Here is a 23,530-nt window from a genome sequence, read left to right as displayed (position 1 = left end):
CACCGTCACGCAGGATTACAGTCGATTCCAAAGATTTGTCTACACGCTGAAACGTGTTATTATCCAAACCGAACTGGAACAAGTGATGGGATCAAATACTCTCCGACAATGCCCCATAAAAGGGCAATGATGACGAGCTCAATCAACAAAAAGACCCAGCCGGCATACATCAAGTCTCCCCGCACAGCTTCTTGCTCTGATTGAATGGAGCGGAAGAGCACAATGGCAATCAGCTGAAGACCAAAAAACATCATCACGGATAAAATCACCGTTACATATGGAATATTCAGCATGGCAAATACAAGCCAAAGGATAGATAAAACCAAAACCGGCACAAGCACGGCACCGAACTTCATGATCACTTCTTTCAGCGATATGTTCCCTTTCAGCATGTACTTACCGAGCACCCAAACCGTCAGCATCATCAGTGTCAACAAAATGAGTGTAAAGACCGATACCTTCAAAAAGGCGTCACCAAAAGAATAATGAATACCAAAACCTAATAAACGGGTCTTTGACGCCTTTAATTGAACGCAGTTGCCTAAAGCAAAAAACACACTGAATAACACAATTGAAATCCAAGCGTACTTCATGCGTAAAGTGTCCGCTTGATGGATCGCACGGCTCGGTGATTTTAACATCGCGAGCCCATATGAGCCATAGCGCTTAAACGCACCGCCTACACCTCTTGCAATGCGCTGAATGGCTGAACGCTCTTCATCAGCTGGCTTAGCCGTTCTTCCTCGTTTTGCAGCACTGCGGCTGAGGCGGGACTGCCTCGTTTCTCGATCTATTGATGGCTCTTCGTTTTCGTTTTTCGTTTCAGATGTGACCTGCTCTTGATCTTTCTCTAACATCCCATATCAACTCCTATCTCAGACAATCCGCACAGGCTCAGGTGACCTGTCCGGATGACTCCTATTAAAGTAGCGGAGTCTCTCTATTCAGTCAAGATTCCTTGACGTTCATACGAATAGACGGATAAATGAATGAAGAGGTTTTAAATGGAGAGAAATTAAGCCAAAACAAAAAAGCTGATGAGTGGATCAGCTTTTCATCATCTTTCATTACTTTTCATGAACGATAGCGCCCCTGCTTTGCTTTCTGAATCCGAAGATTCTCCTGGTGTGCGGGGAAACGAGTCTTTTCTGTCGTATCGACTTGTGTAATTTGTCCATTATGAATGGTGATCACCACCGACCCGTATTCAATCCCTTTTAAGGCAGATAAAATAAAATTCAGCTTTTGTTCATCCATCGCTCATCCCCCATCCCACTAATTTTGCTTTCGCTCTTTTAAATAGAGAACCTCATTTTCCAGCTCATGAATCGTATAATGCATGAGCGCTTCATGTTTTTCTTCATGCCCCCATAAAAGGAGCTGCTCAATCAATACCTGCTTTTTCCGCTCAATCACCTGCCTAAGCCAGCGTGACAAGTCATCCCCTCCCGTTATAATGAATGCAAGAAAAAAGGCACTCTGAACCCTTCTATAGAAAAAAGGAAATCAAAGCGCCTTTGGTGATCCAATCAGCGAATTATGTCTTTTTATCATAAACACATAATTCCTATAAGTCAACTATGTTTTTAAAATTTCCCTACAAAAAACAGCAGCCTCCATGAGCTGCTGTTTCAGACAAACCATTAATGATTTAAGAAAGCAAAATATAGAATAAAGATGACAAACAGTCCGTACATAATTGGATGCACTTCTTTTGCTTTTCCTTTAAAGATCATGGTGATCGGGTAGAAAATGAAACCAATCGCAATCCCTGTTGCAATACTATATGTGAGTGGCATCATAATCATGGTTAAGAAGGCCGGTACCGCAATTTCAAAACGATCCCATGCGATCTTCGCAAGAGGTGCTACCATCAGTGCACCGACAATGATTAAAGCAGGTGCCGTTACATTCGATGTCACGACAGATAATAGTGGCGAGAAGAACATCGCAAGTAAGAAGAAAATACCTGTCACGACGGCTGCAAAACCAGAGCGGGCACCCGCAGCAACACCTGAACTAGATTCAACATAAGACGTCGTCGTTGATGTACCAAGAACAGAACCGACGACGATAGAAGAAGAATCCGCCAGAAGCGCTCTTCCTGCACGAGGCAGCTCATTATTTTTCATTAAACCAGCTTGTGTCGCCACAGCCACAAGTGTACCAGCTGTATCAAAGAACCCAACGAATAGGAACGTTAAAATGACCACAAGCATTTGAATGGAGAAAATATCTGGCAAGTGAATCAAAGCTTGACCAAAGGTTGGAGACAAACTTGGAATGCTTCCGATAATTTGAGATGGAACTGGCACAAGACCAAAGATCATTCCAGCAATGGCTGTCACAAGCATCCCAATGAAGACACCTGCATTCACTCGAAGAACCATTAAAATGACAGTCACAACGATTCCAAATACCGTCAACAATACCGGACCACTATGAATATTTCCAATCGAAACGAGCGTATTATCGTTATTTGCAATAATACCGGAGCCTTGAAGACCCACAAATGTAATGAACAAACCAATCCCTGCACCAACAGCCAGCTTCAGCTCACTCGGAATGGCATTGATGATTTTTTCACGAAAACCTGTTAAAGAAAGAGCAACGAAAATCAATCCTGAAACAAACACACCGGAAAGTGCTGCCTGCCATGAGATCCCCATACCAAGAACCACTGAGAAAGCGAAGAACGCATTCAGTCCCATACCTGGTGCAATCGCAATCGGGTACCTGGCGATCAATCCCATCAGGAAACAACCTGCCGCAGAAGCTAACGCCGTAGCTGTAAAGACAGCCCCCTGATCAATTCGTAATTTATCTGGAAAATCCGGTACTGCTACTAAAGCAAGTGTGATCGGATTGACAAACAAGATGTAAGCCATCGACAAAAATGTCGTTAAACCGCCGATGATCTCTCTGCGATAATTCGTACCTAACTCATCAAACTGAAAAAACTGTTTCAAAGCCAACTGACTCCCTTCATGTCCTTTTGCTTTAGTCTGCCCCATTCACAAGTCAAATAAAAAACGCCCCACCAGTTTTTGGGACGCTTGACTACAATGTGAATTCAGACCGTGACATCAAACAAGAACAATGCATGATTTATATCAAACGAGTGTGAATTGACGTAGTCAAGCCATTTACGGTAGCTTGGTAGAAACTTGCGGGCCATATCCCCGCCATTATACGACTTCTATCTATTTGATTTCTGTGTCTATTGTACCAACTTCATTTTTAAAACACAATACGAAAAGCGAACATTTTTCAAAGAAATGTCCGCTTCATTCGTCTTATTACACGAATTTGGAAAATCACATCTAGTTCTTTATACACCCATCACTGAATTCTGGCAAAAACCGTTTCTGCTACATCGAAAAATGCCTTCACAGCAGGAGAAGATTGCGTGAGCGATGGACAGGCAAGCGCCACCTCACGATGATGCGATACATTCAGATGACTGATCTGCACAAGTTGTTGCGTTTTTAGGAATAATTCAGGACCTATCGTCACACCAAGTCCTTCCCCAACCATGCGGGCAATGGTCGTACAATCATGCACTTCAAATAAAATAGACGGCTTGATTTGCGCCTCTGAAAAAATATCCTCTACATGGGACTGATACATGCCAGTTGGCATAATAAACGGTTCGTCCGCTAATTCTTCCATATCTACAATTGGTTGCTGCTTAAAACGATGATTTTCGTGATAGGCGACCACCATTTTATCTTTCATAAGTGGCAATAGATCAAACGCTTCATCCGCTTTACCTTTTACAACAAACCCAACATCAATAATGCCAGAATCGAGCCACTCCAATATTTCTTCATATGTCCCCTCATAAAATTTAAATTCAATCTTTGGATGCTTTTTCTGATAGCTCACAAGCAGTTTTGGCAACAAACAAGCGGATGCACTGGCAAATGTTCCAATCCTAATCAAGCCAGATTCAATATTTTTGGTGAGCGCAATTTCCTGCTGAATTTTCTCTACTCGATTTAGCACTTCTCTTATATGCGGAAGAAGGGTTTCACCGATGTCTGTCAGCGTAATGCCCTTTTTTCGGTCACGTACGAATAAAGACACGCCCCACTCCGTCTCTAAACTTGCCACCGCATGACTCACGGCAGACTGTGTCATATTTAATGCTTCAGCTGCGGCGGTAAAACTGCCTAGCTCGACCACCTTAGCCATCGTCTCGAATCGAACAAAGCTCATGAGTATTCACTCATCCCTTTCATGAAAAACATCAATTTTACTTATGTTAGCACGGAATTTAAAATGAATACAACGTTTCAACATAAAGGAAGGGTTCAAAATGAAAAGTACATCTTATCCATTGCTCATATTTCTTTTAGCCGTCGGTTCTTTCGTCACAGGTACTTCAGAATTCGTCGTATCAGGCATACTGGACATCATTTCTGACGATCTGCGCATCTCCATCCCGGTTGCGGGACAGCTCATCACCATCTATTCTCTTTTTTATGCCGTGGGTGCCCTCTTTTTAGTCATGGCCACATCGAAATTGAATCGAAAAAAGGTTCTTTTATCGGCGATTTCAATGTTTATAGCAGGGAATGTGCTCGCCTTTTTTAGCCATCACTTTATGCTGCTCATGCTCTCACGGGTCATCATGGCCATGAGTGGCGGCTTATATATTGTACTCGCAACAAATTATGCAGCGCAGCTCGCCCCGCCAGAAAAAAAGGGGAGTGCGATGGCCATGGTGATCACTGGATTTACAGTTTCACTAGTACTCGGTGTACCGATTGGAACATTTTTAGCAGGATATGTAGATTGGCATGCCATTTTTCTCATCATTGCAATAGGAACCGCTTGTCTCTTGTTTCTTCTGTATCGTTTATTACCGCCTATGGAGGGACATTCCCATGTGCCATTCAAACAGCAAATGCAAATTCTTCAAGACCGTAGGGTGTTAAGCGGCTTAGCCACGACTGCCTTTTGGATTTTAGGGTACACAATGGTATTTGCCTACATTTCGCCATTATTGCGACAGACATCCGGATTTACGCTCGAAATGACAAGCATTGCCTTGCTCGTCTTAGGGATTTCTGCTTTTATCGGATCACGCTTTGGCGGATACGCTGTCGATCAATGGGGACCAAACCGAACCATTTCAATCAGCATCACGGTTCAGATGCTCATGCTCTTTGCATTATCTTTTACACAATTTTCTGTAGTTGGCGTCTTCATCACGCTCGCCATTTGGGGCACCGCCACATGGACAACAACACCAGCGAAGCAATTTTATCTCATCTCCCTAAAACCCGAAACATCAGAAACTGTGCTGAGCTTTAATACAGCGATTATGAATATCGGCATGATGCTTGGATCGTCAATGGGTGGTCTGATTATTCAATATACAAATGTAACGAATTTAAGTTGGATTGGTGGGATAGCTAGTTTTGCTGCGTTGATGTTGATCAGGTATTCGTTCAACCGTCATCAGCTGGTTCAAAAGCAGACAAAAAGCGAACATGTGTAATCATGTTCGCTTTCTTATTTATCGATTAGCTTTTGATGTTTCTTTTTTGACTGGAATGGTTACGGGTATATCTTCCTGTGGTGCCAATCGGTTCAGATCTGACAAATCAAGGTAAAGCCCATAATCCTTAAATGAAAATGTGTCTAACTTCTTCACATCAAATTCAAAGGTGGATTGCATAGAGGCTGTCTTGAAATTGGTCACCTTCGCATCGTTTCTCTCCAAGTAATATCCGTTTTCATCATTTGTTTCAGGGTCTGACCACGATTTCAGCTTTTTAACATCACCTAATCCTATCCATTCACCTACATTCTCCATAACATCCTCATCTAATTCTTTCTGATTTACTCCAGTAAATTGATAATAAACTGTCACAGAATGCCCCTTTTGCTCAATTTTATTGATTTTGATCCCTATTCCATGATGTTTTGTTTTGAACTGAACAGGCAGCTTTGTCTGAAGATGAATGATTTTGCTTTCTTCTTGTTCGTCTGTCACACCCGTGTAAAATGTTAATTCAGTTGCCTCTGGATCAATCGACTGATCTAAAATGGTCAAATGGTTTTTTCTAGTTTTGTCAGAAGTCAGTTGTTTTTCTCCTAAAACTGTTCCAATTTCGAGCTGATAATCATTCCCTAGATTATCCTTCATTCTTTCTATACTAACTATATCGTCTTTAGCAAAACCATTGTAATCAATGGTATATTGAATAACAGAGCTTTTCACTCCATTTTCTACCTTTATATTTCTTAAGTGATAACGTCCATTTAAAATAGACACGTCTTTTTGTCCAGCTAATACAGTGGTTTTTTGCTTGACCGCTGGTACCTTGAAGCGCCAATTCCCTACAATATCCCCAATTTTCGAAATGACAAGTGGCACTTGTTGACCTTGTTTGATCGTTTGACCATTTGTATAGACTGTCACCTGCCCAACATAATGGCCATCTTTTAATTTTTTCAATTCATGATTGTAGGAACTCGATTGGGAAGCTTGATTTACTGGATCTAAGTTGACTATGAAAGGGACAACATCTTCCTTTGTATTCAAGTTCTCCACAGTAAACGTATAAACAAGCCGCCCGGCATCATAATACACACTGTTCACTTTCACAGTAACCCCTCTTGATTCAGCTCCCTCATTGACATGCTTCACCAACTCACTCTGAAAAAGAGACATTCCTACTTTATCGTGAAACATCATATATAACTGTCCAACAAACGGCACTCGAGCCATCGCTGTATTAAGAGAAGGAAAAATGAAGCCTGATGAAAAGTAAAGGACAACAAGGGCGATAACTGAATAGATTGGCGTTCTCCAATTCCATGTGAACCAACGTCTTTTCTTTTCCGCTTTCACATCTCCTATTGCTTGGCGAACCGCAGAGGTCACTTCAACCTTTGGTACATCAATCTCATCATAAAGCTTCTTCATTTCTTTTCGTTCCATCGACACTCTCCTCCTTCTCCAATGTTTGCTTTAATAACTTTCTTGCTCGATACAAATGAGTTTTAACCGTTCCTTCAGGCACACCCATCTGCTCAGAAATCATCGAAATTGAATAATCTTGAAAATAAAATAGCTGAATCACGAGCTGATATTGCTCATCTAATACATCTAGTGCATTTTTTAAATCGATCTTGTCTTCCAAAAAATCATGCCGCTCAACGCTCTCATGATGCTGTTCAAACGGAACAACATCTTGCTGCTTCTTCTTCATCGCAAAAATTGTATGAATCAAGATCCTAGTCAGCCATGTAGAAAAATAAGCCGGTTCTTTTAATCCAGATAAATGTTTAAATGCTTTAATGACCGTCTCCTGAACAGCATCTAACGAATCCTCTTTATTTCTTGTGTAGAGAAAAGCCGTTTTATATAAACGCTCTTGATACATCAGCATTAATGTCTCAAATGCCGGGACATTCCCTTTTTGTGCTTTTTTAATTAGACGCACTTGCTTCATCTCATCCACACCTCCTACACCTGTTAGAGCAAGGTTTCTCACAAACGGTTTCAACAAACAGAAATTTCTTTTACTTAGCATATGTCGGACAAAAATAGAGAAAGTGAAGAATAGGCCGCAAAGATCGTATTGAACTTTTGATATAATGGAAGAAATATCTACAAAAAGGAGGATATTGATTGTTTCTATTTGAAGAACCTGCTTGTGCTAGCTGCCAAAAGAAAATAGTAGGTAACGAAGAAGTGTACGTTAAGCTGGTCTATCCAAAGAGACGAGGAATGACAGAAGTAAAGGCTTGGCTAAGAAATGAAGGGGTTTTTTATTGTAAGGCATGTACAGAACAAAAGACATCACATGGAGGATAAACGCATGAACAAAATTACTTTTCCACAATCATTTCCAACGATACAGACTGAAAGACTAATCTTAAAACAAGCGACAATCGCAGATGCTGAGGATATGCACATCTATTTATCCAATGAAACCGTGTGCCGCTACATGGGCATTGATGCACATGAAACCATCGAGGACACAAAAGGGGAAATCAAATGGTATGACAATATCTTCAAAGAACAAACAGGCATCCGCTGGGGCATTTCTCTAAAAGAAAATCCAGCCATCATCGGCAGCTGCGGCTTTCTCAATCTAGAAAAACAGCACCGCCGTACGGAAATTGGCTATGAATTACACCAAGATCATTGGCGAAAAGGCATCATGAAGGAAGCGATTACTGCGGTGTTGCGGTATGGATTGCAGGAGATGAACTTGAATCGGATTGAAGCGATCATTGATCCAGCAAATACGTCTTCTGTTCAATTATTGGAGAAGATACATTTTGTACAAGAGGGTTTATTAAGAGAGTATGAATTGGGTCAGAAGGGATTCGATGATGTGTATATGTATTCGATTTTGAAGAGAGATTACGAAAAATCCTATTAAACAGAGGAGAAACAAATGAAAACGGATATTCATTTCATCCAAAAGCCGCAACCAGAGTATGTTTCTTTTCACATTTATGAACTCAATCCGGCGGTTGAAAAACTTGTCCAGCAAGTGGAGCAGTCAGCCCCCTATTTCTTAGCACAAGAACCAACGAAAGAAAGAGTGAAAAAGGTCTATTATCACGACATTTTATATATAGAAAGCGTTGATAAAAGATCGTTCTTGTATACGTCAGATGGAGTGTTTCTCTTAAAGGAAAAGTTATTTGAACTTGAAGAACGGCTTGAAGCGCACGATTATGTCAGGATTTCAAAATCGATGATTCTGAATATAGATTCTATTGCCGCTATTTCTCCTAAAACGAGTGGCCGTTTTGAAGCAAGCCTTACAAATAAAGAAAAAGTAATGATTTCACGTTTTTATATCCAAGCATTAAAAGAGAAGCTTGGATTACGGAGGAAGTGAACAGGATGAAACGTTATATCACAAATCTTTTGATCACATTTTGTATGATCTTTACTGCACTCGTATTGATTTACTGTTTCACGTTTGGAACGATGCCCATCTATATTTTACAAGCCATCATGTTCAGTTCCTTTTTTTCAAGCGCCCTGACCTTCTTGCTATACCCAAAACAAACGTACAGCCATAAACGGATTCTTTTTCAACAAATTCTATATATCGTCCTTGTGATGTGTATGATTATGACCACCATCATCATCGTCAGCGGTGAACTCAGCCCCCTTTCGTTTATCGTGAATTTCCTTGTGGTCATGGCTTTATTCTTTTTGATGAAGTATCTATTGTATAAAAAAGATCAAGCAACTGCTGAGGAAATCAACGAACTTTTACAGCAACGAAAGAAACGAACAACATCTTAAAGCGCATCTTAGGGCTAAAAATTGACATGTTAGGAAGATTTCATTGTGACTTCTGCATGATTCCAATACTCTGAGGTTAGAGGAGGAATCAACACATGAAACCAATCACAATCATTCGAAAATCAGTACTTCTACTGCTCTTTTCTTTAATCATTCCAACAAGTGCAGGTGTCTATTTATCCATCAAAGAAGTAACCGATCCGATGACCATCTATCTCATCAATGGCTGCGCCATGCTAACTGGGTGTCTTTTACTTCTATTCATTATTCAAAAAAGTCGTTTTCACTTGAAAGAAATAGGTTTTCGAAAAGGCTCTCTTGGTATGTGGATATTTCCGATCCTTATCATCGAGGCCATTCCGTTTATTGCTGGATTCAACAAGGATTTAACTGTTTCTTCCTTTCTAGCACTTTGTTTCTTCATGGTGTGTGTCGGCCTTTTTGAAGAAGGAATCTTTCGAGGCATTCTGTTTCAATATTTAAAACAAATTAACTTGAGCACTGCCATATGGGGCTCCGCCGTACTATTCGGACTTGGTCATGCTGCGAATCTGCTAAGCGGAAAAAGCCTCACATTAACAGTGGCACAAATCCTTTTCGCCTTTTTATTTGGATTCGTTGCAGCTGAAATCGTTGCACTCACGAACAGTCTGCAATGGGTGATCTTATGGCATGCCGTTCATAATATCGTGGATCAAATCACAAATGGGCAAACGCCTGTGGAATTACAAATGCTTTTACTTTCGATTCAATGTGGCATTTTGCTTGTTCTTGCGGTGGTGTTGTGGAGAAGATTAAGAATGAAAAAAGTGTTCAATAGATAATGAAAAGAGGAGGAAAGAAATGAAGGGGAACACATGGATAGAAGGCTGGTTTGAAAAGTGTGAAGAACTTGAAATCAAGCCTTGGGAATGGGATTTTAAACAAAGTTATATCAAAGAGCCGATAAAACAATTAGGCTCATGTTAGTGCATAAGATTTATTGGAAATCTCACTATATTACCGCATTGAATGAATTCAGCTCGTTATTTGTTTTATCGATATTTAAAGTTGTTATTTTTCATTTCACCAATAATGTTTCTTTTTACAATTAAATAATTACAAATATTACTTAGAAAGTTAGTATTGTTATAAGGCTAATATTAGTAGTTAAAAAACCACTCGATTAGTATAATCAGAGTGGTTTTTTAATGTAAGTATATAAAAAATGCCCGTATACTCCAATAAATGATTGATGTTTAGAGGCGAACCAATTAAATTCATTTTTCTAACTCGGTAATTTCTTATTTATCAATATAAAAAATAGTGGGTTACAAAATTAGATATAGTTAAATTTCATAGTGTAATTATTTTCAATTAGATTAGCTAATAAATTATTACTTTTTAATGATTTAAAAATTATTGATTCATTTGTGAAATTTGCGGAAATTTCTACAGAAAATTCTAAGGTAGCTTTCTTTAAGAGTTCTAATTTATTTTTATCAATAATTCTAATTTTAGAATGTGGACTTGCAGCATATTCAAATTTAGTAGATGGGTGAATCATGATTGGAACAAAATTCAATAGTCCATCATATTGTCTTTCAAACCAGTTTATTGATCCATTTAATTGATTACAATATTGTTTGTTAATTGTTTCAGCATATGCCTCGTTTTTACACTCGATTACAAAAGAAGGCCCTTCGGAATCTAACCATAAATTATCTGGTCCTTTTCCGACTTCATTCTCAGGTCGTTTAGATATAAACCCAAGTACAACACCTAATTTTTTCAAATTTTCTTCAAAAAGAGTAGAACTAGTATCTTGAAATTGTAGGTTATCAACTATACTCTGAACATGTAATATATATTCATTTGCATCTCCAAAAAAGCTTGAATTAAATTGAGAAATCCTGGTGCTTTGAGAGGTATTTGGAATAAGAGACTTTTTATATTGTATTCCATTTATCGGGAAAAGCAATCGGTTATTTAATTTTCGAGCTGAAGATAAAATTTCTTGTGCTGATGTTTGATCTGTTTTATTTTGATATTTTGCAAGTTTGAATTTTAGATATCCTTTTAATGTATTATCATTTTCAGCTGATATAACCTCCTGAATTAAGGTTTGACATTCAGAATAGCGTCTATCTTTGTATAAATTAAAAGCTTTTCTAAGTTTTAAAATATTTTCATCAAAAGAAACAGAGTCTTCATAAATTTCACCTAATAATGCCTTTCTGTGTGCTTGAATCCAATTAGGTATTCTATCTAGACAATATGAAGAAGTTTTATACATCAAATTAAGTGGATGTATATCTTTATTAGCAGGATTGTTTTTTATTTGTCTAGATATTCCTCTAGATATATTTAATTGTTTTCTAGTAGCACTTGTAAAATAATCTTCATTTTTACCATATAATGTACTCACTAGATTTCTGCCCATTAAAAATACTACAGAATAATCTTCTCTCGAACGAGTTGCTCTTCCCATACCTTGCTCTATTCTTTGAACTTTCTCTTTGTTTATTGTGCTACTATCCATTAAGATAATTTCTTCATACTTATCATAACCACTTCTAATATCTGGTATTCCATCTAAAACTAATACTGTGCAAGCTGATTTTGGTAAATCAATTCCATCATATCTATTTTTTATTACTACAATTCCAACAACTCTATTTTTCATTTCCTCTATAGTATCGGTTAAACTTTTTTGATTATCTATTATTTGATAGGCTACATCTTTCCAATACTGTGCTCTTACGTCTGAAGGAACGAGTATGACAATATTATTTTTTTTTGCTAATTCCACATAAAGTCTTTTTAGATCATCATCACTTATTTTGGAATCAAAACTTTGAGGTATAAGTATCATTCTTTCACCAATATCATTAGCTTTCACAGGGGTTACTATTTTTCCAATCTCAGATACATCAATATTAAAATGAGTGGCTAAAATTGAATCGTCTTCTATTGTCGCACTCATGAATATTTTATGTTTGCATTCACTGAAACTAGGAATAGATTCTATTGGTAAATATTCAACGCTTATAGTAATTTCGTTTGAGCTAATTATACAGTCTGCCAAATCCAAGTTATCTTTTAATAATTCCCAATTAAAAAAAAGACTAGCATTATTTTCTTCTTTAACGTCTTTATTTTCCATTAATTTCTTTCTTACATTTTGTAGATTTGATTGCCAATCCCAGAATGGAATTAGTTGTTGAGCACCTATTTCATTTTGAGCTAATTCTTCAAACCTTATTTCATTCTGTTGTTTGATGCTTGATTCAAAAGTATTTAAGAAAAAATTATAGAGAGAATTAGCTCTTGGAATTTTAATGGAGAACTGATTTTTTGCTATATTCATACAAGCATGCGCATCGTCAATAACTATACAACCAACATCTATTTTTTTATTATTAACTCCAAATACAGATCTACCATTAAATATTTTATGCATATTTACTACTAATATTGCATCTCCGTTAATGAATGATGAATCATCTACATCTTTTGTAATCAAGACATTTAGATCTTCTGCCTCTTTACACACTTGTTCTAACAAGAAATTATCAGGTACTACATAAGCAGCAGGCCCCATTTTTCTGTTTAAATATGATTTCAATATAAGTAGTCCCACTACAGTTTTTCCATTACCAGTGTTCATTTTTAAAATCGTATTATGCTTATCTTTGTGGTCAGCATACCATTTTTTTAAAACTACTTCTTGACCTGGCCTAAGGGTTTCTTCATATTTAGGGTTTTTATTTGGAATGATATCGAAAATATCTCTAGGATCATCTGGCTCACCTGTCAATACATCATCTACCAATTGATCAAAATTTATAAAAGAATCAAACTCATTCATTTTTTACTTCCTCTCATATATAATTAAACGCTTACATTAAAATTTTAACACAATTATATGAAGTGTATAGATTATTTTATATAGCGAAAAAAGCACCGAAAACAAATAATCTTTTAAAGATCTATGTTTTTTGTGTATTATTTGTGACAAAGATAGTATTTGGTATGTTCAAATGTATAAAATTTGTATCTTTTAATTCAATTGCTTTTGCGAGACTTTGTAAGAATTTATTTGCGCTAGGCTTTTTCTCATCAAGATGTTCTCATTCATCTGTTTAATAAAAGAGCTTCAGTCTTCTTCATTTGATAAAGATACAATACCAGCTAAACTTATGACTCTGTAAACCTTTTGTGAATATGAGGATTATTATCAAACCATTCAAATGCACTTTCAATGTCTTCGGAGCTTAACTCATTTCTATTTATAATTCGTAATTGATACTTTAAAATTGGCTTTTTTTGTGCCGGTTTTATTTCTCCATTATCTAAATAGAAGGTCTGAAAAGCAAAAGGTGTTTTTGGTAAGACTCTTTCAGTAAGAATCTCTCTAAGACTTCCTTCCCCTTTAAAGGTACTAGGGAAATACTTTACTATAGAAAGCACTTTGAAATTAAGTTTCTTTGTCTTATCGTGACCCTGATTCAACATAATTTCTTCGATGTTTTTCATCGTTCTATTTCTATATTTATTAGGGTACAAAAAGAATGTGTAACGTTTTTCATCTTCAAAAACAAAACTGAGAAAAATATTATTTTCAATATCTTTGTACCTGTTTTCGTTTATACTCTTAAAATAGCGAAACGCTTCTTGTGCTTCCACTTTTGTTCTATATACTATCCCAATAAGTGGTCGTTCTATTCCATTAAATTCATGCAATCCAACAGCTATAGAAGTTTGCTGGAATTCAGCATTAATGCGTGGCGTTGGATTTATATAGAGATAATTATATTCAAAAATTACTTTCTCAACAAACAGACCTATAATAACTAAAAATAAAGTAATTATTACAGCTAACTCTGTTTGTAAGGTAAAGAAACTAACAATTATTGAAGTTAATATAGATCCCCATTTTAGAGCTGTAATAAGATTCTTATATCTAATAGGTATTTGTATTTTCATTTTTTTCCCCTTTAATTAAAGTAGTTTAACAATAAATGCTCTAATCCTTTTTCGCTCGAATAGGTTTTGAATGCTCTCCACACATCATAAAAAAAATACCAAACCCTTATTAAAAGGATTTGGTATCTCTCTCCCCTTGGTGGGGATTTTGGTGGGGAACTATATCATTTTATATAGTTTTTCGTCATTTCAAAATAACCCAAACCCTTATAAAACAACATTATCACACCAAATCATTTATATAATTCATTCCCACTCAATCGTAGCAGGCGGCTTACTCGTAATATCATACACCACGCGGTTCACATGCTTCACTTCATTCACGATACGAGTCGAGATCTTTTCAAGTACATCCCAAGGGATTCTTGCCCAGTCACTCGTCATACCGTCAATAGACGTAACAGCACGGATGCCGATTGTGTAATCGTATGTTCTTGCGTCACCCATGACACCTACGCTGCGGATGTCTGGGAGGACCGTGAAGTATTGCCAGATGTCGCGCTCAAGGCCGAAGTTGGCAATTTCTTCGCGTAGAATCGCATCAGATTCACGGACGATTTCTAGTTTTTCTTCAGAAATTTCACCTAGTACACGGATTCCTAGTCCTGGACCTGGGAATGGCTGTCTCCATACGATGTCGTCTGGAATACCTAGCTCTGACCCTAGAGCACGAACTTCATCCTTGAATAGTGTATTGAGTGGCTCAATCAATTCAAACTGCATGTCTTCTGGAAGACCGCCAACGTTGTGGTGAGATTTGATTGTTTGTGCCGTTGCTGTTCCACTCTCAATGATATCTGTGTAAAGAGTTCCTTGTGCTAAGTAGTCGATTCCTTTTAGCTTGTCCGATTCGTCATCGAATACATAAATGAATTCGTTACCGATGATTTTACGTTTTTGCTCAGGATCAGACACACCTTTTAGCTTGTTTAAGAAGCGATCTTTCGCATCTACTTTAATCACGTTCATGTTGAAACCTTCGCTAAATGTTTTCATAACCCCTTCTGCTTCGCCTTTGCGAAGAAGACCGTGGTCAACGAAAATACATGTCAGCTGATCGCCGATGGCTTTGTGGATCAATACAGCCACAACAGAAGAATCTACACCGCCGCTTAGTGCGCACAATACTTGTTTGTCGCCTACTGTTTCACGGATTTTCTGCATTTCGATTTCAATGAAGTTCTCCATTGACCATTTGCCATCGCACTCACATACGCCGAAGACAAAGTTCTTCAATAGATCATTTCCGTACTCAGAGTGACGTACCTCTGGGTGGAACTGAACGCCATAGAAATTCTTCTCAGCTAAGCTCATCGCTGAGTTTGGACAATGTGCACTTGTTGCATCAACTGTAAAGCCTTCTGGTACTTCAACGACAAGGTCACCATGGCTCATCCAAACGACTTGATCCGTTGGAAGGTCTTTGAATAAAGCAGGTGTTCCGTTAATATGGATGTCTGCTTTTCCATATTCACGCTGGCTAGCCGCTTCTACTTTCCCACCTAAATAGTGAGTCATCAGCTGCATGCCGTAGCAAATGCCTAGAACTGGAATGCCTAGATCAAAAATCTTTTCGTCACAACGGAAAGATCCTTCATCATATACACTGTTTGGTCCACCAGAAAGGATGATTCCTTTCGGCGCCATTTCTTTAATTTCTTCAGCAGTTAAAGTGTGCGGATGAAGCTCACTGTACACACCAAATTCACGAATACGGCGAGTGATCAGCTGATTGTACTGACTACCGAAATCGAGAACCAAAATCATTTCATTTACTAAATTTGTCATGGTGTCACCTCTATGTCCAATATAGTTTTTATAAACGCACAGAAAAAATGAGAGGAGAAAACCTGCTCTCAGTGTAAATCACGCTTTTGAAGCGCCCAGACTCACATCCGAACGCTTCAATTTCATGTATTTTAGAAGGTTTTAATATTCACCTATTCTAACAACAGGAAGGTACGGGGTCAAGACTATCTCCTGTTTATTAAATTTTCCCATAACTTCACCGACTGCCGCCAAAGCGCCGACGCATCTTCTTGTCGATAGAGCGCCCGCTCATAGAACTGCGTTAGCTCAGACATGTGATGATTCCCTTCCTTGTCATCGATCAAAGAAGCAAATTCTCTTAGCGTCATGCCTGGCTTTTTCTCGATCCCTCTGCGCCTTAGCTGTTTTAATAGAGCAGCATATGCATAGAAAAAAGCTTCCTCATCTGGCAGACGTTTTACCTTTCTCACAATAAAGATTGGCAGCCATCTTGCTCTGAACCGGTAAAGCATCCAGCCTATGAAACCAAGAAAGACAATCACACCTGCTGCGTAGCCCAAGATTGAACCAACATGAACCATACTTGGCTTTGCTTTAGTTGCTTGTTCCTCTTGTTTTGCCGCCTGTTCTGGTTCTTGTTGCTGCGGCTGTTGTGTCTGCTCGTTTTCTTGTTGATCAGATGCGGGCTGATCTTTTTCATCCTGTTGATCATCTGTTTGGTCGTTGTTAGCCGTGGTTTCATTCGTAAATTTCTCTGGGTTCGTGAACCCTTTTGTCGGTTCGAATGTCACCCAGCCACGGTTTGGAAAATACACCTCTACCCATGAATGCGCATTGTTATTGGTCACTTCATACACATTGTTTCCATCCATTTGTGTTTCATATAACTGACCTGACGTGTACCCTTTCACCCATCTCGCCGGAATTCCAATCGAGCGAAGCATGACAATCATCGAGGTTGAAAAGTTATCACAATAGCCAATCATCGTATCAAATAAGAACTGATCCACATAGTCTTCGTCACGCCCAGGCACAGCGACATTTTGGGTTTCATATGAAAACTTCGCAGATCCTAAATAATCCTCAATTGCTTTTGCTTTATCATACATATTATCCTTCGTTTCCGTTAAGCTGTTCGCCAATGTTTTCACACGCTCTGGCAGCGAGGATGGGAGTTGCAAGTATTCACGTCCGACCTGCTGGTTCACTTGCTGCTTGGTCGGTACTTTGATCCGCTGTAAATCCTCTAGGATAAATGTAGGTGATAAGAAGCTGACTTGATAGTTCCCTAAATTTTTGGGCGGGTTTTGAGTAGACGGGACAATTTTCTCCGTTTTGCCCATCATTTGCAGTGGAATGTTTTCCATCGGCGTCATCATAACCGTACCAATCGGATAAACAGCATGATTAAATCGATAATCTGATTCAATATCGACTCTTGTTTCATGCTCCTCTGTTTTCACGCGATTGGTAAACCACTGGTTCGGCACTTCATTCCCTTTTAACCGAGTAGGTTTCGTATCGTTTGAAGCATCCTCCCAGCCTTTCCCCGTGTAAATACTTTTTGTTTCTACACGAAAATAAGACGGCTCTTTTCCGCTCCATTTAAATACCGGTGTACGGTCCTCACTAAACGGTCCCCCAAGCGACGAATCATCCGTACTATATCCCACCTTATTCTGCCCGGCAGAACCATCTTGATTCGTGACCGCTTTAAAAAACGGGACAGGGTCAGGCCATTTCGGATCAGATTTTGGCAAAGAAGCACCGAGTGATGCTGATACAAGAACAACCACCAGCATGGGTAAGAACCAATTGAGACGCGCTTTCTGTGACACCCGCACACCTTCAGCCGAACGAAGCCGGTCGAAATAGAGCAGGCCAAGCAAACAAAAGCCAAATACCATAATTCGAACGATCGCAAAAGTCGCATCATAAGGCGTAAACGTATCAAGAATCGTGACATATACAATCGTCATCAGTAAAAAGAAAAAGATACGCTGCTGATACACAACCCAATAATGAAGCAAATACACAAGTAGCCAAAGCAAAATATAAAACAACAATGTGCGGAAAGACGGATACATGTCACTCCACATGCCCATGCTCATCAAAGAAATATTATCTTTAATATCAGCAAACAGCGCAGGCAGATAACTTGGCTCTGATTGATAAAAAATCAAATATAATGCGAGCAAGATCAATCCAGCACAAATAGGAAACGTCACATACCACTTCAATCGAAAGAACGTAAACAAACACGTAAGCCCTATAAAAATGATGAAATAAGACGTATGACTCGTCTCTGTAAAATCTTGAAGCGGACGAAGCCACTCCCAAAGCAGCAGAAATGCGACAGCATAATAGATGAACAACTCAAAACGGCTTTGCCGCTGATGCATATGCAGCATAAATGTTTGTCACCTCACAGTTCTTTCGTGCAGCCGGTCCTCAAATAAAAGGGTCGTGTGTATCCCAGAAGCTTTAAGCCGGTCCACAAGCTGTTTTTCTTTTGCCGTCAATCGATCAACGGCTCTCTTCACTAAAAGAACGGTGATGTTCTTTCTGTTTCGATTCCCAAGTAAAATGGTAGCAAGCTCTTCTTGCAGATGACCTGTCACCACATACTTTCCTGTCTGCTGGTGCTCACTCGCTGTTAATGATTGATAATCAGGTGCACGAGAAGGCTGATACTGCACCTTTGTTAAATAGTAGAGCATGTCCTGTAAATGCCACTCTCCTTGATCCACTCGAAATAAGTGCTGATCCCCAAGCGGGACAAGGCCTACCGGCACCCCTTTTTTCACAGCCGTTTGCAGAACCGATGCGGCCATAGACACAATCGTTTCAAAAGCGGCTTCATCTGTAAAATCAGCAAACACCACCAGATCCTTTGTCTGATTCTGTTCAAACTCCTTCGTCATAAGCTGACCTCTTCTAGCTGTTGTCTTCCAGTCCACCCAAGCGAAACGGTCTCCTTGCTGGTATTCACGCACACCTGTCGTCACATTTGTCGGTTCATTTAACCAAGAGTGCACCGCTTTGCCTCCATTTTCATTCACCGATGCAGCAGATTCTACAGGAATATCCAACATTTTCGGATACACAAGCAATGTTTTCTCTAATGGAAGAATCACTTCTTTTTCAACAAACCCAAACATATCACCCGTTTTGATTCTAACCGCCGTCAATTGATGCTCTCCCCGCACGATGTCATTGAATTGATACGAAAAACGCCACGTTTTCCGAAACCAAGGAAAGATCATTCGCTTCATTTCAATTTGTTCCTGCAAATGAAAGGTATCCGGCGGTTCATCCTCAAGTATGGCGTACACGTACGGAAATAAATTCGTCCGCTTGATTTCAAGGTCAACAGACAGCACATCCCCTGCCTTTAACCGGGTATGCTGTAATGTCCTTTTGGCTGTTGCACGAAGTGGAACAAGGGCAAACAACAAAGCATACAAAGCATATGGTGAAAATGCATAAAAAAGGAACCAGCTCACAAAGCCGCCCTGAAACATGGCATAGCAAAAGGCTGCTGCCGTGAGAATGACGAGCATCATCACCCGTAACCATAGTGAAAAAGCTAAACGATTACGTGACTTCATTGAGTCATCGACTTTTGAACTGGTACGCCAATATGCTCAATCATCTGTCGCAACAGTGTCTCCGCCTTCTTCCCTTCATATGTTGCTTCTGATGTCAAGATCATGCGATGCTGCAATGTGTAAGGCGCCAAATACTGTACATCATCAGGAATCACATAATCCCGCCTGTTCAACAGCGCATACGCCTGAGCCGCTTTCATCAATGCAATTGAACCCCTTGGGCTCACGCCTAAATAGACAGACGGATGATTTCGCGTCGCTTGGGCGATTTCGACAATATATTCTTTAATCGATGCATCCACATGTACGGTCTGAACCGCTTGCTGCAAAGCATGGATATGATCTTTTGTCATGACTGCCTGAAGCGTGTCAATTGGCGATTGTTTCTCCTGCAAATTCAGCACCTCAAGCTCCTCCAGCATGGTTGGATACCCCATCTGCAGCTTAAATAAGAAACGGTCCATTTGCGCTTCTGGAAGTGGATAGGTTCCCTCATACTCCACTGGATTTTGCGTAGCCATCACAAAGAAAGGATCTGCCAGCGGCATCGTTTCTCCGTCCACTGTGACACTGCCTTCTTCCATCGCTTCAAGAAGGGCTGATTGTGTTTTAGGAGAGGTTCGGTTGATTTCATCAGCCAAAATAATCTGCCCCATAATCGGTCCTTGTCTAAATTCAAACTCGTTTGTCTTTTTATTATAAATCGACACACCTGTTACATCTGAAGGCAAAAGGTCAGGCGTAAATTGGATTCGCTTAAACTCACACCCAATGGATTTTGCAAGAGCACGAACCATCATGGTCTTCCCAACGCCAGGCACATCCTCTAATAGCACATGCCCCTTCGCCAAAATCGCAACAAGGCTTAATATCGCAATATCTTTTTTTCCCACCATCACTTTATTGATGTTATCTACGATTTTTTGTAAATCTGAATGCATCGGTTCATCAAATGCCATCCTGATCCTCCTATCACGTTTCCGTCAATTTTCATATAGTCTAACTTTACCATACAACACGCATTTGCATGAAACATCAACACGTAGAAAAAAGAAGCCTTCTCACGACGGAAAAGACTTCTGCTCCTCTTTAGGCTCACTTGCTGGTTCCATATGAACATGAGAGTGTAAAATATCATGTTCCTGCTTCATTCTGCGTTCAATTTCATCTGCAATATCATGGCTTTCTGCGATGTTTAAATGCGGTTCTACTTCAACGACCACATCCACATGGACGGTGCTTCCAAGATAACGAGCTTTAATGTCTTTCAAATCGCCCACTCCTGGTGTCGCTTCAATCGTCTCTTTATATTTAGACATATCTTTTATATGAAAACCGTCCGTTAACGAATGAGACGCATCTCTGAAAATCTCCCACGCCGTTTTACAGATAATTAAGCCAATCACAAACGCAGCAAGCGTATCAACCCACGCCAGCTGAAATTGAGAGGCGATAATTCCGACAAACGTCCCGATACTCACATAAGCATCTGATTTATTATCAGCCGCTGCGGCATATAGCGCCTGGCTATTAATTCGTTTAGACAGTTTACGGTTATACATATACACGCCATACATCACAACAGCACTTCCTGCTGCCGTCCAAGCTGCAATCATATCAGGCGTTTGATGCTCTGATGAGAAAAGCGACTGGCCTGCACTCAGCAAAACCTGAAGCCCGACAAGCATCATAATAAAGGAAGCCACAAGTGACGCAATATTTTCAGCTCTAAAATGACCGTATGGATGATCCTCATCAGGTGGCTTCTGAGAAATACGCAGCCCAATTAATACGGCCAGCGAAGCAATGATATCTGTCGTATTATTCAAGCCATCTGCGGAAAGGGCTTCTGAATGAAACACATACCCAATGATCAGTTTGACAGCAGATAAGATCACATAGGCTATAATGCTGACCCAAGCACCTGTTTCACCTTGTCTTAATTCGTTGTAGCGCTCCATACCGAACAGCGCCTCCTCACACATTACTTTTCTATATTTATCTTACAAAGCCAAGCCCGTGTGGGTCTACAGCAACATGATTCGCTTGAATCAGCAAAATAGGATACATAGAAATGTGTTGACCTAAGCAAACTTATTTTTATAAGGTCAATTGACCTCAAGACCTACTCCCATCAACGTTTTTCAAAATCACCCCGAAAAATGAAAAAGAACAAAATCACTCTACTATCTAATTGTCAGAATAGTTTTATTTTAAAACACAACTTTTCTTTCTTCCTTCTTATGCTATTTTTAAGAATGGGCAGAGGAAAATGAGGGAACATAATCTCTCAAATCCTTTATACTTTTTAACATCATGTTAAGAGGTTTGAAATGTCAGTTTGATAACCTGTCCAATGCTGAATGACAATTCAGTATGATAAAATTTAAAATATTCTAAAAACAAACTCTTGAATAAAAGAGAAATGTTTGGAGGTAAAGAAATGTCCAACATGACAAACGGTCTTCAAAAAAACCTTAAGACAAGACATATTTCAATGATCTCCATTGCCGGGGTCATTGGGGCAGGGCTATTTGTTGGTAGTGGTGCTGTCATTCATTCTGCAGGGCCTGGATCGATTCTTTCCTATTCATTTGCCGGACTTCTGGTCATCTTTATTATGAGAATGCTTGGAGAAATGGCATGTGCCTATCCGACAAGCGGCTCTTTCTCACAATATGCGAGCGACGCCATAGGCCCGTGGGCCGGATTTACAATCGGCTGGCTTTACTGGTTCTTCTGGGTCATCGTCATCGCCATTGAAGCCATTGCCGGTGCTGCCATTATTCAATATTGGTATGGAGATGCACCTGTTTGGCTCACAAGTCTTATCCTCACAATCCTCTTAACTTTGACAAATATCTTTTCTGTTAAATCTTTTGGCGAATTTGAATATTGGTTTTCATTGATTAAAGTCGTCAGCATTATTCTCTTCCTACTCATTGGTTTTGCATTTATCTTTGGTTTTGGCGGTCATCATACTGCAGGTCTTGCCAATTTAACGGGGAATGGCGGTTTCCTTCCAAACGGATTCGGCTCTGTACTCCTCGGGATTGTCGTTGTCATCTTTTCCTTCATGGGAACCGAGATTGTGGCAATTGCCGCAGGTGAATCAGCAGACCCTGTCAAATCTGTGACAACAGCTACCCGTTCAGTTGTATGGCGTATCATTGTTTTCTACGTCGGGTCGATCGCCGTCGTTGTCACTTTACTCCCATGGAATTCAGCGAATATTTTAACAAGTCCGTTCGTTGCAGTATTAGAATACATCGGTGTCCCATCAGCCGCCCAAGTCATGAACGTCATTGTTTTAACAGCCGTTCTTTCTTGTTTAAACTCCGGCCTATACACAACGTCCAGAATGCTTTATTCATTAGCAGAAAGAGGCGAAGCACCAAAACGTTTTATGAAAATCAGCAAACGCGGTGTCCCTGTAGCAGCGACAGTCGCAGGTACCTTCTTTTCCTATATTGCCGTCATGATGAACTACTTTTATCCTGAAACCATCTTTCTATTTCTAGTCAATGCCTCTGGTGCCATTGCACTTCTTGTCTACTTGGTCATTGCCGTTTCACAATTAAGAATGCGTCGTAAAATTGAAAAAGAAAATCCAGAACAACTCAAAATCAAAATGTGGCTGTTCCCATACCTTACGTACTTTACCATTTTGGTCATCTGCGCCATCTTGGCCTCTATGCTGTTTATCGAATCGATGAGACCTCAGCTCATACTGACAAGCATCATTACCATCGGTGTACTAGCCGCCTACTTCATCTTTAAACCGAATAAAAAAGTGCCTGCAAGTGCAGCGCTTGAAAATAAACACCCTTAATTCTCCCGCTGAAAAGCGGGTTTTTTTATTTTATTCACCTATTTGGATGTCCGC

The 23,530-nt window shown here is 39.5% G+C and carries 22 protein-coding genes and 1 riboswitch; of the genes, 8 read left to right on the top strand and 14 right to left on the bottom strand.

Annotated elements, in window-relative coordinates:
• Positions 1-59: 59 nt before the first annotated feature.
• The 5 genes from MHH31_RS03220 to MHH31_RS03200 form a co-directional block, all read right to left on the bottom strand.
• Entirely contained in the window at positions 60-857 is a 798-nt protein-coding gene (locus tag MHH31_RS03220) for a hypothetical protein (RefSeq protein ID WP_342495277.1), read from the bottom strand.
• A gap of 217 nt (positions 858-1,074) precedes the next feature.
• On the bottom strand, positions 1,075-1,257 hold the full coding sequence (locus MHH31_RS03215; protein ID WP_008344304.1) for a YezD family protein: 183 nt from the start codon (positions 1,255-1,257) through the stop codon (positions 1,075-1,077).
• Between the two features lie 18 nt (positions 1,258-1,275).
• Positions 1,276-1,437: a hypothetical protein gene (locus MHH31_RS03210; RefSeq protein WP_008344307.1), complete on the bottom strand. Its 162-nt coding sequence runs from the start codon at positions 1,435-1,437 to the stop codon at positions 1,276-1,278.
• Positions 1,438-1,643: 206 nt separating this feature from the next.
• On the bottom strand, positions 1,644-2,969 hold the full coding sequence (locus MHH31_RS03205; RefSeq protein ID WP_024719393.1) for an NCS2 family permease: 1,326 nt from the start codon (positions 2,967-2,969) through the stop codon (positions 1,644-1,646).
• Positions 2,970-3,114: 145 nt separating this feature from the next.
• A riboswitch (purine riboswitch) is annotated at positions 3,115-3,216 on the bottom strand.
• Between the two features lie 126 nt (positions 3,217-3,342).
• Positions 3,343-4,221, bottom strand: coding sequence for a LysR family transcriptional regulator (locus MHH31_RS03200; RefSeq protein ID WP_039168487.1), 879 nt, complete (start codon positions 4,219-4,221; stop codon positions 3,343-3,345).
• 100 nt (positions 4,222-4,321) lie between these two features.
• Here MHH31_RS03200 and MHH31_RS03195 point away from each other — a divergent pair, with 100 nt between their 5' ends.
• Positions 4,322-5,509 (top strand): MFS transporter, encoded by a 1,188-nt coding sequence (locus MHH31_RS03195; RefSeq protein ID WP_342495276.1) that lies wholly within the window; start codon positions 4,322-4,324, stop codon positions 5,507-5,509.
• Positions 5,510-5,527: 18 nt separating this feature from the next.
• Here MHH31_RS03195 and MHH31_RS03190 read toward each other — a convergent pair whose 3' ends face one another.
• Together MHH31_RS03190 and MHH31_RS03185 are read right to left on the bottom strand one after the other, a co-directional pair.
• A complete protein-coding gene (locus MHH31_RS03190) occupies positions 5,528-6,958 on the bottom strand; it encodes a DUF4179 domain-containing protein (RefSeq protein WP_342495275.1) in 1,431 nt (476 codons plus the stop codon).
• Positions 6,927-7,472: a sigma-70 family RNA polymerase sigma factor gene (locus MHH31_RS03185; RefSeq protein ID WP_342495274.1), complete on the bottom strand. Its 546-nt coding sequence runs from the start codon at positions 7,470-7,472 to the stop codon at positions 6,927-6,929. The genes MHH31_RS03190 and MHH31_RS03185 overlap by 32 nt, the downstream gene beginning before the upstream one ends.
• Positions 7,473-7,651: 179 nt before the next feature.
• On the opposite strand from MHH31_RS03185, the gene MHH31_RS03180 reads away from it, so the two are divergent.
• The 6 genes from MHH31_RS03180 (at position 7,652) to MHH31_RS03155 (ending at position 10,264) form a co-directional block, all read left to right on the top strand.
• Positions 7,652-7,837 (top strand): Fe3+ hydroxamate ABC transporter substrate-binding protein, encoded by a 186-nt coding sequence (locus tag MHH31_RS03180; RefSeq protein ID WP_342495273.1) that lies wholly within the window; start codon positions 7,652-7,654, stop codon positions 7,835-7,837.
• 4 nt (positions 7,838-7,841) lie between these two features.
• The gene (locus MHH31_RS03175) at positions 7,842-8,411 is read left to right on the top strand and encodes a GNAT family protein (protein ID WP_342473917.1); all 570 of its coding nucleotides are present in this window, start codon (positions 7,842-7,844) and stop codon (positions 8,409-8,411) included.
• A 15-nt stretch (positions 8,412-8,426) separates the two neighbouring features.
• Positions 8,427-8,879, top strand: a complete 453-nt coding sequence (locus MHH31_RS03170) for a LytTR family DNA-binding domain-containing protein (protein WP_157292997.1) — start codon at positions 8,427-8,429, stop codon at positions 8,877-8,879.
• Between the two features lie 5 nt (positions 8,880-8,884).
• Entirely contained in the window at positions 8,885-9,295 is a 411-nt protein-coding gene (locus tag MHH31_RS03165; protein ID WP_342495272.1) for a hypothetical protein, read from the top strand.
• Positions 9,296-9,390: 95 nt separating this feature from the next.
• Entirely contained in the window at positions 9,391-10,119 is a 729-nt protein-coding gene (locus tag MHH31_RS03160) for a CPBP family intramembrane glutamic endopeptidase (protein ID WP_342495271.1), read from the top strand.
• A gap of 19 nt (positions 10,120-10,138) precedes the next feature.
• Positions 10,139-10,264: a hypothetical protein gene (locus MHH31_RS03155; protein WP_342495270.1), complete on the top strand. Its 126-nt coding sequence runs from the start codon at positions 10,139-10,141 to the stop codon at positions 10,262-10,264.
• A gap of 349 nt (positions 10,265-10,613) precedes the next feature.
• On the opposite strand, the gene MHH31_RS03150 is transcribed toward MHH31_RS03155, so the two are convergent.
• The 7 genes from MHH31_RS03150 to MHH31_RS03120 form a co-directional block, all read right to left on the bottom strand.
• The gene (locus MHH31_RS03150; RefSeq protein WP_342495269.1) at positions 10,614-13,145 is read right to left on the bottom strand and encodes a DEAD/DEAH box helicase family protein; all 2,532 of its coding nucleotides are present in this window, start codon (positions 13,143-13,145) and stop codon (positions 10,614-10,616) included.
• A gap of 329 nt (positions 13,146-13,474) precedes the next feature.
• Positions 13,475-14,263: a hypothetical protein gene (locus MHH31_RS03145; protein ID WP_342495268.1), complete on the bottom strand. Its 789-nt coding sequence runs from the start codon at positions 14,261-14,263 to the stop codon at positions 13,475-13,477.
• 246 nt (positions 14,264-14,509) lie between these two features.
• Positions 14,510-16,051, bottom strand: coding sequence for a glutamine-hydrolyzing GMP synthase (guaA, locus tag MHH31_RS03140; RefSeq protein ID WP_017366723.1), 1,542 nt, complete (start codon positions 16,049-16,051; stop codon positions 14,510-14,512).
• A gap of 185 nt (positions 16,052-16,236) precedes the next feature.
• Positions 16,237-18,444 carry a transglutaminaseTgpA domain-containing protein gene (locus MHH31_RS03135; protein ID WP_342495267.1) on the bottom strand — a complete coding sequence of 736 codons (2,208 nt, stop codon included), beginning with the start codon at positions 18,442-18,444 and terminating at the stop codon, positions 16,237-16,239.
• Between the two features lie 9 nt (positions 18,445-18,453).
• Positions 18,454-19,644: a DUF58 domain-containing protein gene (locus MHH31_RS03130; RefSeq protein WP_342495266.1), complete on the bottom strand. Its 1,191-nt coding sequence runs from the start codon at positions 19,642-19,644 to the stop codon at positions 18,454-18,456.
• Positions 19,641-20,603, bottom strand: a complete 963-nt coding sequence (locus tag MHH31_RS03125; protein WP_342495265.1) for a MoxR family ATPase — start codon at positions 20,601-20,603, stop codon at positions 19,641-19,643. Before MHH31_RS03125 ends, MHH31_RS03130 begins: the two co-directional genes overlap by 4 nt.
• Positions 20,604-20,705: 102 nt before the next feature.
• Positions 20,706-21,605, bottom strand: a complete 900-nt coding sequence (locus MHH31_RS03120; protein ID WP_008344349.1) for a cation diffusion facilitator family transporter — start codon at positions 21,603-21,605, stop codon at positions 20,706-20,708.
• A 482-nt stretch (positions 21,606-22,087) separates the two neighbouring features.
• Here MHH31_RS03120 and gabP point away from each other — a divergent pair, with 482 nt between their 5' ends.
• Positions 22,088-23,476 (top strand): GABA permease, encoded by a 1,389-nt coding sequence (gene gabP / locus MHH31_RS03115; protein WP_024719380.1) that lies wholly within the window; start codon positions 22,088-22,090, stop codon positions 23,474-23,476.
• The last annotated feature ends 54 nt before the right edge of the window (positions 23,477-23,530 follow it).

The organism is Bacillus sp. FSL K6-1033 (assembly GCF_038630765.1).
GTDB classification, from domain to species: domain Bacteria; phylum Bacillota; class Bacilli; order Bacillales; family Bacillaceae; genus Bacillus; species Bacillus altitudinis.
This window is presented reverse-complemented; position numbering and strand designations above follow the sequence as displayed.

Bases quoted from the DNA above. Each gene is read 5' to 3' on its own strand.
- MHH31_RS03175 (WP_342473917.1), top strand. From the start codon at position 7,842: ATGAACAAAATTACTTTTCCACAATCATTTCCAACGATACAGACTGAA.
- MHH31_RS03155 (WP_342495270.1), top strand. From the start codon at position 10,139: ATGAAGGGGAACACATGGATAGAAGGCTGGTTTGAAAAGTGTGAAGAA.
- MHH31_RS03120 (WP_008344349.1), bottom strand. From the start codon at position 21,605: ATGGAGCGCTACAACGAATTAAGACAAGGTGAAACAGGTGCTTGGGTC.
- MHH31_RS03215 (WP_008344304.1), bottom strand. From the start codon at position 1,257: ATGGATGAACAAAAGCTGAATTTTATTTTATCTGCCTTAAAAGGGATT.
- gabP (WP_024719380.1), top strand. From the start codon at position 22,088: ATGTCCAACATGACAAACGGTCTTCAAAAAAACCTTAAGACAAGACAT.
- MHH31_RS03220 (WP_342495277.1), bottom strand. From the start codon at position 857: ATGTTAGAGAAAGATCAAGAGCAGGTCACATCTGAAACGAAAAACGAA.
- MHH31_RS03130 (WP_342495266.1), bottom strand. From the start codon at position 19,644: ATGAAGTCACGTAATCGTTTAGCTTTTTCACTATGGTTACGGGTGATG.
- MHH31_RS03185 (WP_342495274.1), bottom strand. From the start codon at position 7,472: ATGAAGCAAGTGCGTCTAATTAAAAAAGCACAAAAAGGGAATGTCCCG.
- MHH31_RS03145 (WP_342495268.1), bottom strand. From the start codon at position 14,263: ATGAAAATACAAATACCTATTAGATATAAGAATCTTATTACAGCTCTA.
- MHH31_RS03125 (WP_342495265.1), bottom strand. From the start codon at position 20,603: ATGGCATTTGATGAACCGATGCATTCAGATTTACAAAAAATCGTAGAT.
- MHH31_RS03135 (WP_342495267.1), bottom strand. From the start codon at position 18,444: ATGCTGCATATGCATCAGCGGCAAAGCCGTTTTGAGTTGTTCATCTAT.
- MHH31_RS03170 (WP_157292997.1), top strand. From the start codon at position 8,427: ATGAAAACGGATATTCATTTCATCCAAAAGCCGCAACCAGAGTATGTT.
- MHH31_RS03150 (WP_342495269.1), bottom strand. From the start codon at position 13,145: ATGAATGAGTTTGATTCTTTTATAAATTTTGATCAATTGGTAGATGAT.
- MHH31_RS03165 (WP_342495272.1), top strand. From the start codon at position 8,885: ATGAAACGTTATATCACAAATCTTTTGATCACATTTTGTATGATCTTT.
- MHH31_RS03190 (WP_342495275.1), bottom strand. From the start codon at position 6,958: ATGGAACGAAAAGAAATGAAGAAGCTTTATGATGAGATTGATGTACCA.
- guaA (WP_017366723.1), bottom strand. From the start codon at position 16,051: ATGACAAATTTAGTAAATGAAATGATTTTGGTTCTCGATTTCGGTAGT.
- MHH31_RS03200 (WP_039168487.1), bottom strand. From the start codon at position 4,221: ATGAGCTTTGTTCGATTCGAGACGATGGCTAAGGTGGTCGAGCTAGGC.
- MHH31_RS03195 (WP_342495276.1), top strand. From the start codon at position 4,322: ATGAAAAGTACATCTTATCCATTGCTCATATTTCTTTTAGCCGTCGGT.
- MHH31_RS03160 (WP_342495271.1), top strand. From the start codon at position 9,391: ATGAAACCAATCACAATCATTCGAAAATCAGTACTTCTACTGCTCTTT.